This is a genomic window from Streptomyces sp. NPDC002328 (assembly GCF_042890065.1).
Lineage (GTDB): Bacteria > Actinomycetota > Actinomycetes > Streptomycetales > Streptomycetaceae > Streptomyces.
This window is the reverse complement of sequence record NZ_JBIARQ010000002.1, coordinates 628381-641610: the sequence shown is the minus strand read 5'-3', so window position 1 is coordinate 641610 and position 13230 is coordinate 628381. Positions and strand designations below refer to the sequence as shown.

10 protein-coding genes are annotated in these 13230 nt (G+C 70.3%); 8 read left to right on the top strand and 2 right to left on the bottom strand.

What is annotated here, in order from left to right:
* Window positions 1–117 precede the first annotated feature (117 nt).
* On the bottom strand, window positions 118–321 hold the full coding sequence (locus ACFYX4_RS09305) for a cold-shock protein (protein ID WP_003974443.1): 204 nt from the start codon (window positions 319–321) through the stop codon (window positions 118–120).
* Between the two features lie 286 nt (window positions 322–607).
* Here ACFYX4_RS09305 and ACFYX4_RS09300 point away from each other — a divergent pair, with 286 nt between their 5' ends.
* The gene (locus ACFYX4_RS09300) at window positions 608–1456 is read left to right on the top strand and encodes a menaquinone biosynthetic enzyme MqnA/MqnD family protein (protein ID WP_389328383.1); all 849 of its coding nucleotides are present in this window, start codon (window positions 608–610) and stop codon (window positions 1454–1456) included.
* 67 nt (window positions 1457–1523) lie between these two features.
* Window positions 1524–3407, top strand: coding sequence for a serine/threonine-protein kinase (locus ACFYX4_RS09295; protein ID WP_389328380.1), 1884 nt, complete (start codon window positions 1524–1526; stop codon window positions 3405–3407).
* 37 nt (window positions 3408–3444) lie between these two features.
* Here the strand turns inward: ACFYX4_RS09295 and ACFYX4_RS09290 are convergent, their stop codons facing one another.
* Window positions 3445–8055, bottom strand: coding sequence for an FtsK/SpoIIIE domain-containing protein (locus ACFYX4_RS09290; protein ID WP_389328377.1), 4611 nt, complete (start codon window positions 8053–8055; stop codon window positions 3445–3447).
* Between the two features lie 280 nt (window positions 8056–8335).
* On the opposite strand from ACFYX4_RS09290, the gene ACFYX4_RS09285 reads away from it, so the two are divergent.
* From ACFYX4_RS09285 to ACFYX4_RS09260, 6 genes are all read left to right on the top strand, one after another.
* Window positions 8336–8641: a WXG100 family type VII secretion target gene (locus ACFYX4_RS09285; protein WP_389328374.1), complete on the top strand. Its 306-nt coding sequence runs from the start codon at window positions 8336–8338 to the stop codon at window positions 8639–8641.
* A gap of 82 nt (window positions 8642–8723) precedes the next feature.
* Window positions 8724–9044, top strand: coding sequence for a hypothetical protein (locus tag ACFYX4_RS09280; RefSeq protein ID WP_389328371.1), 321 nt, complete (start codon window positions 8724–8726; stop codon window positions 9042–9044).
* Window positions 9041–10561, top strand: coding sequence for a putative T7SS-secreted protein (locus tag ACFYX4_RS09275; protein ID WP_389328368.1), 1521 nt, complete (start codon window positions 9041–9043; stop codon window positions 10559–10561). Before ACFYX4_RS09280 ends, ACFYX4_RS09275 begins: the two co-directional genes overlap by 4 nt.
* Before the next feature lie 229 nt (window positions 10562–10790).
* On the top strand, window positions 10791–11951 hold the full coding sequence (locus tag ACFYX4_RS09270; RefSeq protein ID WP_389328364.1) for a hypothetical protein: 1161 nt from the start codon (window positions 10791–10793) through the stop codon (window positions 11949–11951).
* A 139-nt stretch (window positions 11952–12090) separates the two neighbouring features.
* Window positions 12091–12636 (top strand): hypothetical protein, encoded by a 546-nt coding sequence (locus ACFYX4_RS09265; RefSeq protein ID WP_389328361.1) that lies wholly within the window; start codon window positions 12091–12093, stop codon window positions 12634–12636.
* Complete coding sequence (locus tag ACFYX4_RS09260) at window positions 12629–13222, top strand: hypothetical protein (protein WP_389328358.1); 594 nt, start codon at window positions 12629–12631, stop codon at window positions 13220–13222. Before ACFYX4_RS09265 ends, ACFYX4_RS09260 begins: the two co-directional genes overlap by 8 nt.
* Window positions 13223–13230: the final 8 nt, after the last annotated feature.

Genomic DNA, 13230 nt, shown 5'->3' with positions numbered 1-13230 from the left:
AACCGCCACCCCGCCACCCGGCCAACCCGCCGGAGGCAAAGGCAGGAGCCCCGCTGCCATACGGCACGGGGCTCCTTGGGTACTGCTCTCAGACTTGCGATGTCACGAACGCGACAATCAGACGGGAGTAACGTTCTCCGCCTGCGGGCCCTTCGGACCCTGAGTCACGTCGAAGGAAACCTGCTGGTTCTCCTCCAGGGAACGGAAGCCCTGCGCGTTGATCGCGGAGTAGTGGACGAAGACGTCGGGGCCGCCGCCTTCCTGGGCGATGAAGCCAAAGCCCTTTTCGGCGTTGAACCACTTCACGGTTCCGGTAGCCATAAGCCCTCCTTGGGCCCAAAGGGTTGCCCTGCTCCAGAACCTGCAAGTGTGAAAACAGTGCCGCACAACTGCATACGTCTGAAAACGACGAGAGCCCGCGGTTACATGCTCCGCAGGCTCTGTACTGCAAGGGAAACCAAACTGCAACTTGCGGCGAGCCTAGCACGCGGCCAGCCGAAAGCAATAGAGGTCAAGATCACGTCACCCGAATGTTTGAACATCCGGCGAACCGGTTGACCCAGGGGTCGGATAGGGCAGCGTACCCGACGGGGTCTAGTCTCGCGATGTGGACATTTCTCGCACCCGGCCACGCGTGGGCCACATCCAGTTCCTCAACTGCCTGCCCCTGTACTGGGGGCTCGCGAGAACGGGCACGCTCCTCGACTTCGAGCTCACCAAGGACACCCCCGAGAAGCTCAGCGAGCAGCTGGTGCGCGGCGACCTCGACATCGGCCCCGTCACCCTCGTCGAGTTCCTGAAGAACGCCGACGACCTGGTCGCCTTCCCCGACATCGCCGTCGGCTGCGACGGCCCGGTGATGTCCTGCGTGATCGTCTCGCAGGTCCCGCTGGAGCGCCTCGACGGGGCCCGCGTCGCCCTGGGCTCCACTTCACGCACCTCCGTGCGGCTGGCCCAGCTCCTCCTGTCCGACCGCTACGGCGTGCGGCCCGACTACTACACCTGCCCGCCCGACCTGAGTCTGATGATGCAGGAGGCGGAGGCGGCCGTACTGATCGGCGACGCCGCCCTGCGGGCCAACCTGCTGGACGGGCCGACGTACGGCCTCCAGGTCCACGACCTCGGCGCGCTGTGGAAGGAGTGGACGGGGCTGCCGTTCGTCTTCGCGGTGTGGGCGGCCCGCCGCGACTACCTGGACCGCGAGCCGGTCATCACCCGCAAGGTCCACGAGGCGTTCCTCGCCTCCCGCAACCTCTCCCTGGAGGAGGTCGCCAAGGTCGCCGAGCAGGCGGCCCGCTGGGAGGCCTTCGACGAACGCGTCCTGGAGCGCTACTTCACCACCCTCGACTTCCGCTTCGGCCCCGCCCAGCTGGAGGCCGTGACGGAGTTCGCCCGCCGCGTCGGCCCGACGACGGGCTTCCCGGCGGACGTGAAGGTGGATCTGCTCCAGCCCTAGCCGCCCCTGGCCGTACGGTCCTGGCACTACGCTTCTGCCCTCAGGCGTACGGGGAGGGGTGGACGCCATGCAGCCGCTCGGAGCCGACGAACCCACCGCGATGGGGCCCTACCGGCTGCTCGGCCGGCTCGGCTCGGGCGGGATGGGCCGCGTCTACCTCGGCCGCAGCGCCGGCGGCCGCACGGTCGCCGTGAAGATCGTGCACCCGCATCTCGCGCTCGACGAGGAGTTCCGCGCCCGCTTCCGCCGCGAGGTGGACGCCGCCCGGCGGGTCGGCGGCGCCTGGACCGCCTCCGTGCTGGACGCCGACCCGGAGGCGGACGTCCCCTGGGTCGCCACGGCCTACGCGGCCGGCCCCTCCCTGGCGTCGGCCGTCGCCGCCGGGGGCGCGCTGCCCGCGCACACCGTGCGGGTGCTGGGCGCGGGCCTCGCGGAGGCGCTGGCCGCCGTCCACGCCCTGGGCCTCGTCCACCGGGACGTGAAACCGTCCAACGTCCTGCTGACCGTCGACGGCCCCCTCCTGATCGACTTCGGCATCGCCCGCGCCACCGACGGCACGGCCTCGCTCACCTCGACCGGCGTCTCCGTCGGCTCCCCCGGCTACATGGCCCCCGAGCAGATCCTCGGCCACGGCGTGACGGGCGCGGCCGACGTCTTCTCCCTGGGCGCGGTCCTCGCGTACGCCGCGACCGGCGAGCCCCCCTTCCCCGGCGACTCCTCGGCCGCCCTCCTCTACAAGGTCGTCCACGAGCAGCCGGTGCTCGGCCGGCTGGAGGGCGAGCTGCGGGAGGCCGTCGAGGAGTGCCTGACGAAGACCCCGAGCACGCGCCCGACCCCCGGCGAGCTGGCCCGACGGCTCGCTCCCCGCGGCACGGCCCACGAGGTGACGTCCGGCTGGCTGCCGGGCCCGCTGGTGGAGCAGGTGGGGCGAAGCGCCGTGGAACTCCTGAACCTGGAGGCAGCGGGGACGCGGCCGGCGGGGCCGGGGTCGGGGGCGGCGTCGGGGTGGGGGTCTGGGTCGGGGTCGGCGCCGGCGTCGAGGTCGGGGTCGGAGTCGGGGGCGGCGTCGAGGTCGGGGTCGGAGTCGGGGTCGGGACCGGCGTCGGAGTCGGCGTCGGGGGCGGGAGCGGCGACGGGATCGGCATCGGCGTCGGCGTCGGGCCCGGTGGCGTTCACGAACGCGTCGTCGGCGGAGCAGCCGCACACGCCGACGCCGCCGGGACCTTTCGCCCCGCCGGGATCCTTCGGCCCACCCCCGCTGATGCCGCCCCCACTGGTGCCGCCCGCGCTGGTGCCGACCCCGCCCGCGGCGACTCCGGTCCGGGACGGGGTACCCGCGCCCCGGGCCGCGACGAACCCCTCAGGACCGGGCAAACTCTCTGTCACCGTGGCGGCGACGGCGACGCCCGGGGAGGGCGGCCGGGGCAGACGCCTGAGCTGCACCGTCGCACTGGCGGTCGCCGGGGCGCTGGCGGCGGTGACGGTGGGCTCGGCGTTCCTGTTCGACCTGCTGCCCGGCACGTCCGACGACCCCGGCCCCGACTCCGCCGACGGCGCGTACACCCGGCCCCCGGCCGCGTCCACCACCCCGCAGACCACCGCACTGCCCTCCCGCTACCTCGGCACCTGGGAGGGCGAGGGCAGCGGCCTGGACGGCAAGGTGCCCATGGGAACCTTCCGGCTGACGGCCCGACAGGCGTCCGTGGGCGGCCAGTTGGGCCAACTGCGGCAGACGGACATCCTGGGCGGGGTCTGCGTAGACATACTGACCCTGAAAGAGGTCACCCCGAAGGAGGTCATCGCCACCTCCACAGGCGCCCCCACCAACCACGACGGCTGCAACCCGACCCCCCACACCATCCGCCTCACCCCGACTGGCGACGACCTGACATACCGCTCGGAGAGCGAGGCGGAGGGAAATCCGGTGGCTCGGCTGTCGAGGGTCAGGTAGCGGGGTTCGGGGGCTCGGCCGTCGCAGGCCGGGTGACCTACATCGGCGTCGTGACGGTGAAGTGCTCCCCGGTGCCCAGGTGCAGCATGCCCTTGCCCGGGGTGATCGGCCCGCCGACCATGCTCCGGTTCGTGCGGATGCCGATCAGCTCGCCCGCGGACGACTCCTGCGGCGACAGCAGCACACCGCGCCGGGCCTTCTTCGCGTCGACCTGCCAGCCCGAGAAGCCGTCGCAGATCTCGTCCTCGTCACCCGCGATGACGACGGCGAGGCCCTGCTCGACGCCGCGCTCGACGATCCGCTTGAAGATCCCCTCGGCGTCGCAGTCGTCCAGCACCTCGGCGTCGTCGACCAGGACGACGATCGGCTCCTCGGGCGAGGCCGAGCCGAGCACCTCCTCGAGGTCGTCCTCGTCGACGTCCCGGCCGGTGAAGACCTTCAACACGCCTTCCTGCCCCTCCAGTTCGCGCAGCGGCGACTGGCGCGGGGCCGCGATCACCATGCGGACGCCCTGTGCGGCGTAGGAGCGCGCGAAGTTCATCAGCACCGTGCTGCGGCCCGACTTGGCCGGGCCGCCGATCACGAACGCCGGCACGCCCTGCGCGAGATCCGGGCCGAACGCGGTCAGCTCGTCGCCGCCGACGCCGACCAGCGCCCACAGCGGGGACGCCGTCGACTGCGGGTCGCGCATGGCCCACGCGTCGTCGAAGGAGATACGGCTCGGCAGCACGTCGACCCGGAACGGCCGCCGTGAGCGCGGCACTTCGGCGTCCCGGACGGCCGCCGCCTCGCCGATCGCCGTGAGCGCGGAGGCCTGGCCCTGGCCGGTGGTGTCCTCGGAGAGCAGCGCGAACTGCGTCTCCGTGGCGGTCTCGGCGCGGAAGGCGCGGCCCGGCGGGATCTCCTCGGGGATCTTGCGGGCGTTGATGTCCAGCATCGAGAAGTCGCCGCGGTCGGCGAGGCGCAGACCGTACTTGTCCTCGGTGAGGGAGGCGATCCGCCCGGTGAGGAGCTGCCGGTCACCGGTGATGACGAGATGGACGCCGACGCTCGCGCCCTCGCGCATCATCGCCATGATCTGGTCGGTGAGATCGCCGTGGTCGTGCTCGCCGAGCGTGGGCAGCCAGCCCTCCCAGCGGTTGAGCAACAGCACGATGTGCGGCAGCCGCTCGTCCTCCGCCGCGGCGGCCCGCTGCTCCCCGATGTCGGCGTAGCCCTTCTCGGCCAACAGGTCCTGTCGGCGCGAGACTTCGGCGGTGAGCCGACCCATCAGCCGTACGACGCGCTCCAGTTGGTTGCGGCTGACCACCGCGCCGCAGTGCGGCAGCTGGGTGAGCGGGTTGAGGGCGCCGTTGCCGCAGTCCACGCCGTAGAGATGGACGTCGGCGCAGGAGAGGGTGCGGGCCAGGGAGCCGGCGATGGTGCGCAGCACCTGCGAGCGGCCGGAGCGCGGGGCCCCGGCCACCAGCAGGTGCCCGAAGAAGGCGAAGTCCACGACGACCGGGCGGCGGGCCTGCTCGGAGGGCAGGTCCTCGACGCCGTACGGGGCGGCGGGCAGTGCGCCCTGCGGCCGCGCGGCCGGGACGTCGTCGAGGAGCAGGGCATCGTCCAGGGCGGGCAGCCAGGGGGAGTGCTGGGCCGGGATGGCCAGCGCCCGGTCGGCCTCGCGGACCGCGTCGACGAGCACCTTCAGGTCGGTGATCTCGTCGTCCTCGCGGGCCTCCGTCTTGGGCTTGACCAGCGCGGCCCGGCCCAGGTCCGGCCAGGCGAGCGGCCCGGCCCACGGCGCGAGCGCCGCCGGGTCGGCGGCCCCCGGCCGACGTCCGCCGACCCGGCCGGACTGGAAGGGGATGAGGGAGGCGTGGCCGAGCCGGACGTACGCGCGGCCAGGCGTGCTCTTGGAGATGTGCCCGGCCTCCGGCGCGTCGATGACGTCGGTGGACTCGCCGGCGTCGGTCACGCGCAGCGCGATGCGCAGGTTGGTGTTGGCGCGGATCTCCGGCGAGACGACGCCGCTGGGCCGCTGGGTGGCCAGCAGGAGGTGGATGCCGAGGGAGCGGCCCCGCTGGGCGATGTTGACCAGGCCGGTGACGAAGTCGGGCAGGTCGCGCACCATCGACGCGAACTCGTCGATGACGATGAGGAGTCGGGGCACCGGAGGATGGGAGGGATCCCGGCGCACCAGGTCCTGGTAGTCCTCGATGTCCTTGGCGTCGGCGGCGGCCAGGATGTGCTCGCGCCGCTTCAGCTCGGCGCCCAGCGACTCCAGCGCCCGCTCGACGAGATGGGCGTCGAGGTCGGTGACCATGCCGACGGTGTGCGGCAGCTTCACACAGTCCTTGAAGGCCGACCCGCCCTTGTAGTCGACCAGGACGAACGTCATGTTCTCCGGGGTGTTGGCCACCGCCAGGGCCGCCACGATCGTCTGGAGCAGCTCGGACTTGCCGGATCCGGTGGTGCCGGCGATGAGGCCGTGCGGGCCGTCCCGGCGCAGGTCGATGCCGAAGGGCCCGTCGTACGACTCGCCGATGACGGCCATCGTCGACTGCCCGCCCGTCCGCCAGCGCGCGGTGATCGCGTCGGACGTCGGCGGCTCCAGCCGCAGCACGTCGAGCAGCCGGCTGGCGGACGGCAGCGCGGAGTCCTCGGTCTCGCCGCTGATGTCCCGCAGCGCCGACAGCGACCGGGACAGCCGTCCGCACCAGGCGGCGGAGACGAAGTCGGGCCGCACCCCGGCCCTGCGCCGCGCCCCGCTCTGCTCCACGCGCAGCCGCAGTTCGAGCTCCCGCCCGGTGTCCTCATCCGGCTGCCGGGCGGTCAGGTGCCAGGCGTGGAAGGAGGGGAAGCCGCCGGCCGGCTGCTGGGCGGCGACCGCCGGAGCGGCGGCGTGCTCGGCGGCGCGGGGCTCGGCCACGACGACGGCCTGGCACTCGCCCGGCAGGAACCGCTCCTCCTCGTCCAGGCAGAGCGCGTACATGGCGACGGCCGGACCCTCCCGCAGCAGCCGTACGACACCCGGCAGCGACCGCAGCCGCCGCGAACCGTCCCAGACGACGACGAGGTCCGGGTCGGAGAAGGCGGGGCCGTCCCCCCGGCGGCCGGACTCCTTGAGGGCCTTCTGCCGGGCGTCGAGGATCTGCGTCAGCTCGCCGACCCGCGCGCCGACGGTCTCGGAGTCGGTGCCGATGAGGACGTTCACGTCCTGCCCGCCGGACGGCCTGGAGTGCGGCAGCCAGCGCACCCAGCCCCAGCGGGTGTGCGCGTCGTTGTCGGTGAGCACATAGAACTGCACGTCCATCGGGCTGTGCAGCACCGCCGTCTGCGCGACCGCCCAACGCCCCAGCGCCTGCGCGGAGTCGCCGGGGCCCGCGATGCCGACGACCCCGAGGTCCTTCAGCGGCAGCGCGACCGGGGCGTCCTCGATCTTCCAGGTGACCTGGCGCTTGTGCTCGTCCCGCTCGGGATCGTCGAGGACCACCTCGGAGGGGACCCGTCCGGTGCCGACCCGCAGCAGCAGATGGTCGGGGTCGGTGCGCCGCCGCTCCCACAGCCGCGTCCGGGGCCCGGTGCCGAAGGCGAGGACGGCGGCCGGGTCCGGTATCGCCTGCCGCCGGTCCGACCGCTCGACGACCAGCGCGTCCTGGGCGTCCTGCTCGATCCGCTCCTTGTGCTCCTTGTACTCCTTGACCTGCTTGGCGTGCGACTTCCGGCCGTGCTTCTTGTCCATGAAGTAGTTGCCGAAGAGCAGCAGCGGACTCATCAACGCCATGATCAGGAAGTACCAGCGTCCGAAGATCATGACGGAGACGACGGCGCCGACCAGCGGGAACAGCGCCATCAGCCACGGCAGGGGCCGCGCCTCGTAGTCGCTTGGCGGGTTCGGCAGCCGGAAGTGCGTCTTGCGCTCCGCCGGCCGCAGCCGGGGCGGTCTGTTGTAGTCGAGTCCGGCGCCGTCCTCGGACCACTTCAGGGCCGCGTCGGGCGGGGTGTAGCCGGTGACTTCCAAGAGGGTGTTGCCGAGGGCGAGTTGAGCGCCGAGGGGCCAGTCGCCGCCGGTGAACTTCTCGCCGTCGAGCCGGGGTTGGTCATCATCGCCGTCGGTCTCCTCGTGCAGGGTGACCTTGCAGGCGCCGTCGATGGCGAGGGTGAGGGTGGCGGCGCGGGCGGGGAGTTCGGGATCGTCGATCCTGAGCGGGGCCGCGGGCCCGCTGCCGATGTCGTACCGCCCGACCCCGAGCCGGTGCACGGCGCCGGCCGCGGGCCCGCCGACCACCCGCAACTCCACGACGCCGGTGGGCTCCCCGAGGAGACACCCCGCGGGATCGTGCAGGCTGACGATGGCGCCCTCGCGGAGCGGCGAGCCGAGGATGTCGGCGTCCGGGTCGAGGGCGTAGCCGTCGACGTAGGCGTGGATCGTGCTGCCGGGGAGGTGCCGGCTTCCGATGGGGATGACCTGAGCGCCGGAGCCGGCGTTGTCGTCGTTGTCGTGCTGGTCGTCGTCGGCGTGGCCGCCGAGCCGGTCGGAGGCGGCGACGTGCCGCGCCAACTCCCGGGTGATGTCACCGACGGACGACTCCGGATCGGCGTCGAGCACGACGTCGGCGCTGGAACCGCCGATCGGGTCGACGACGGTCAGACTCAGGCGCACGTCTCGTCCTCCTAGCTGGCTCCCCGCCGGCCGCCCACCCGGGCCGCGGCCGCCCCCGGAACGCCGAACACAGTCGAAGTGACCTTAGCCGTCCGCGCTTCACCCGACGCAACGGGACTGTGCGGCGGTTCACGATTCCCCCGCCCGACGGGCCTGTGGCCCCAAGGACCCCACCCGTAGACTCTTTGCGCATGCGGACACCGGCGGCGGTCTGCCGGCGATCCGCGCACGAGCCACGGGGGAACGCCCTGCGGCGAACACAACGGGAGGAAGAGCCGCCATGGCCAAGGGCAAGGACGCAGACCTCACTTATGCCGAGATGGAGAAGGTCGCCAACGACCTGATCACCGACATGGGCAACCTGGAGGACCAACTCCAGGGCGTGGAGAAGCGGGTCAAGAACCTCGTCGAGAACGGCTTCACCACCCAGAAGGCGTCGGGCGCGTACGAGGAGTCCATGCGCGACTTCACCAAGGGCGCGACGAAGACGGTCCAGGGCCTCCAGGGCCTGGCGGACTTCCTGAAGAAGGCGAAGCAGGCTTACGAGGACCTGGACGAGCAGCTGGCCCGCAGCTCGAAGGGCTGACCACACGTAGCGTCTTCGTAGCACGCCTGCCGGTCCGGCTGACTCGGCCGGACCGGTGCGGCCACAGGCGAAGGGGGAGCCCGTGTCTGATCAAAAGGCTGATCTGTCACGCATCAAGGAGAGCGCCAAGTCTCTCTCCAGGATCCACCGGGAGTTCACACACCATGCGAACCCGGCGGACGGGTTCGGCGTGTCCGTTCTCGGCGAACGGGGGTTGGTCGACGTCTTCCACGACTTCGATGACAACTGGAAGATCCACCGGGAGCGTCTGACGGACGAACTGGAGAAGCTTTCGAAGATCCTCACCACGGCCGCCAAGGCGTACGAGGACATCGATTACCAACTGGCGGAAGCCCTCCGTGGTACAGACAAGAAGCCGACCGCTGGCGGAGATGCCAAGTGACGCGCCCCCGCGCCGACGAGTGGGCGGTGATCGGTGAGTCGGCCGATCCGATTCCGGGCGATCCCGAAGAAGTCGCCAGACTCGGCAGGAGTCTGCGGAAGACGGCGGAGGCCATCAGGAAGCAGGCCGACGAGATCAAGGCGCTCTCGTCCGTCGAGGCATGGAAGAGCAAGGCAGCCGAGGAGTTCCGCGGGCAGGCCGAGGAAGCCGAAGGGAAACTGCGCAAGGCGTACAAGCGCTATGACGCTGCCGCAGACGCACTGGGTGAGAAGGTGATCGAAGGGGGTAGCTACAGCGAGTACGCCTCAGAACTTCACCGGGCGCAGAAGATGGCCGACAAAGCCCTTCGTGACGCGCAGAATGCCGACGGCGAGGACAAGGCGAGCAGCGGCGCGATCGACAAACTGCCCAAGGACACTGCCGACGACGCCCCCGACCGCAAGAAGCTGGAGAAACGCCAGGAGGCGGCCGCTTCAGCGATGGAACGGGCGAAGAAGGATCTGGAGGCGGCCAAGGACGTCCGCGACGCCGCGGCCAAGAGGGCACGCGACGCCATTCGATACGCGATCGACAATGACGGCCTGAAGGACGGCACCTGGGACAAGTTCAAGGACTGGGTGCACGACAACTCAGGCTGGATCAAGGCCGTACTGGAGGTCTCCGGATGGGTTGCCACCATCTGCGGAACGTTGTCCTTGCTTGTCGGGTGGATTCCGATTGTCGGCCAGGCGCTTGCGGCACTCCTCGGATCCATTGCGCTCGCCGCCACTCTGGTGTCCCTCGTCGGTCACGTCCTGCTGGCGCTGTCCGGTGACGGCAGTTGGTTCGACGTGGCGCTCGACGTAGTCGGCCTTGCGACGTTCGGTATCGGTCGCGGTGCCCTGGCGGGTGCAAAGGCAGCGTCACAGGGGGCACAGAGCCTCGGCCGGTCTGCCGCCGCCAAGGCTCTGCGGGAGGGCATCAAGGCGAAGCCCGGCACTCCCGCTTACAACAGGGCGATCAACCGGGCCTGGAGGGAAGCGAACGAGCTCAGCGGCGGGGCGCTACGCGGTAAGGCGGGAGCCAAAGCGATTGCCGAGGCGCCGAAGAGCTGGTTCCCCGGAGCATCGCGTCTCGGAGACGCCTTCAACCCGAAACTTATCGGTAAGGAGTGGCTGGACGGCCTCAAGGGGATCAAGGAACTCCGCCCCAGCAACGTCCGACAGCTTGGGCAGGGTGACAATTGGACGGGCGTGCGTCCGAGAGTCGGTGACTCGGGCATCGCCGACCTGGAGAGCAGCCTGGGCCGAATGGCGGAGTCCGTTCGCTCGCTCGACGAGGTGAAGGCGGCCACGGACGTGTTTCAGGCGCAGACCCGTCTCTGGCAGGGTTCGACCATGATTGCTTCGACCACCGATGCCCTTGACAAGGGGCTGATCACCGGGTCGATCGGCGATCTGGTCGGTGTGGACGGGCTGGACGAGGGCGTGTGGGACGCGACCGGTCTCAAGGACGCCACGACAACAAGCGACGGATGACCGGAGCGAGGAGAGTTGCGCGGGATGAGCGATGGCTGAGGCATCACTGGCCGACGAGCCCCTTCGGCCTTTGAACGAGCCGGTAGTGCGTCCGCGGGCTATGCGCGCTCATGCCGCCGACGTCGTGCGGCGAGCCCGGATCCACGCCGACGGCGAGGACCTCGTCGTCCGCGACCGTCAGTTGCGGGAGCGCAGGTACCCGGTGGGCTCCACGGGGATACGGCGTGCCGTGGTCATCCCTGCCAAGGACCTCTGGGAGACCGTGTCTAAACGTCCGGCGGAGCGCTTTGGTGTCCTCATTCTCCGGACCGAGAGCGGGAATGACATCCTGAAGGTCCCCCTTGCGGAGTGGCTGCCGGAGGCAGGCGTCGTCGGGGCGGGCGAGATGAAACCGGCACAGTGTCTGAGACGGACTGGGCTGGACGAACTGGTTGCTCGGCTCGGTCTCCAACTGGAGGAGAGCCCTCCGTCGGCCGCCGACAACAGCCGCGCCGAGGAGTCAGAAAACCGAGCGGACCGGGCGGTCTTCGGAGAATTGCCTCGCTGGCACTCCTGGGCCAGAGGCCTCGGCATTCTGGGCTGGTTCGTCTCACTGGTCGTCGCCTTCGCCGCGGATGCCAACTGGGCTTTCCCCCTCGCGGCGGGAGCCCTTCTCCTGGTGCCGGGTTCGGACGTTGTGGTGCGCACCCGTGCCTGGTGGAGCAACCGACGGGCCCTGCGCCCCGGCGACCACGTTGCCGAGTCCGTGCTGATCACCCCCTCGCCGGAGACCGGGGCCGGCGCCACGCGGCGCTTCCTGCGCACGGCGTCGCTCCGGGTGCTGCCCGCTGAGGTTGCGCTGACCGACACTGTCGGCACGGAACGCCGACTTGGGCGGAGCGGCCCGCACGGAGTCGCGCGGCTGGTGCGACTCGTAGCCGGGAGCACGGGACAGGCGCTTGGGGTCGAACTGCGGGACGGCAACGGGGACACCCGGGCCCTCCTGCCCTGGCGGTACTGGTTCGCGGGTCCCCAGGGTGCGCAGCGTTGGTCGGACCTGGTGACGGCGCTGGCGGTACCCGTCACGGACGAACAGATCCAGCGGAAAGCAGCAGAAGAGCCCTGGTGGCGCAACCACCTGTACGCGGCGGACGCCCGCAGGATGTCCCCCCTGAACGCCAAGGAAGCTCGCAAAGAGACCAGTTGGAACCGTTCGGTCATCGGCGGCGGCGACCTTCTGCTCGTCCCGCTCTTCAGCGCCCCGCTGGCGGTCCTGCTCTTCGGCGACAACGTACTGGCCCGTTTGACGGGAGTGCTGGCCACGTTGACGATCGTGGCTGAGCTGGGCCCGGCGGTTGCGGCCTCCCTCAAGAGCCGCTTCTCATACGACAAAGCGGACGACAAACCGTAGTAGCGCTCGAATTGTGAGTACCGCCCCCGACGACACCGGAGCTCCCGTGCCCCCGACCCCAGGCACCGAAGCCGTGCCCCCTACGGACTACCGACTCCTCCTACCGGAGGGGTGGTTCCGTCTGCGTATCGAACCGGAAGTGCGCGAACGCTCGGTTGACGCGTTGCTCGACCGGAAGTTCGACGGAATCGACAACGCTCCGCACATCAAGCGACTGATGCGCGAGAACCTCGTAGAACAGGCCGCAGCGGCTTACGCAGGTGGTGGGATTGAGCTGTACCTCAGTTTGCAGCAGGCGGGACCTCTGACCATTCCGGCTTCGCTTCTGATCACATTCCTTCCACCGGGGGGTGACCGGCCAACTCCGCTCGACCTGGCCAACCGGCTGGCCTCCGATGGTGAGACAGAAGCCTCCGTGGTGGGATTGCCTGCGGGCACGGCGGTCAGGACGCGCAGGATGACGGGCCGGCCGGACCGTCCTGCTCCGACCGGGGTCGTGGGCAGCGCGGACGAGGCGCTTCCCTCGGTCACTCTGGATTACCAGTTGGCGATTCCGGAAACAGACGCGCATCTCCTCCTGACCTTCTCCACGCCTCTCGTGCAGATAGCCGATGCGATGGTGGAGCTCTTCGACGCAGTGGCGGGGTCCTTGAGCTGGACGGGAGGTGAGAGCGATCGTGACTGACATCCAGACATGCGGCATCGTCTGCCCGACCGACTGGGTTCCGCTCCCGCTCGAACCTTCGGACTCCGTCCGTCACTGGGCCAAGAGCACCGCGGCGACGGTGTCCGAGCGCAGCAGAGCGGCCGGCCATCCGCTGGATGAGCGGACACTGCGGCGGGACCTGCGGGAGCGGGCCGACGACAGTCGCAGACGTGACCCGTTCTACGCGTTCGCTCTCTACCCGGACGGCTTTGACACCGCCCTGGCCCTCATTGAGGTCGACCTGATCCACCCGGACGCAACGGTCCCCGAGATCACCCTCGAATGGCTCGCCGAGGTCTTCAGCGCCGATGACTTCGGCCCTCCGGAGGTCACCGGCACAGTGTTGCCCGTAGGGCCGGCCGTACGCATTCGGCAGAATCTCGCCACGAAGCGAAACCGCCGCGGCGCGCCGGGACTTCTGAGGGAGACGGTGACGTACGGGATCAGACCCGATGACACGAACTTTGCTCTCATGCTCCTCGCCTCATGGACGGTCCCCGGCATCAGCGAGGAGCTGGAGACCGCGGTGGATGAGATCGCGCAGACTCTGACCGTCGGTTTTTGAATCGGGAC

Coding starts and splice junctions, on each gene's coding strand:
- ACFYX4_RS09295 (WP_389328380.1), top strand. CDS start 1,524: ATGCAGCCGCTCGGAGCCGACGAACCCACCGCGATGGGGCCCTACCGG.
- ACFYX4_RS09285 (WP_389328374.1), top strand. CDS start 8,336: ATGGCCAAGGGCAAGGACGCAGACCTCACTTATGCCGAGATGGAGAAG.
- ACFYX4_RS09305 (WP_003974443.1), bottom strand. CDS start 321: ATGGCTACCGGAACCGTGAAGTGGTTCAACGCCGAAAAGGGCTTTGGC.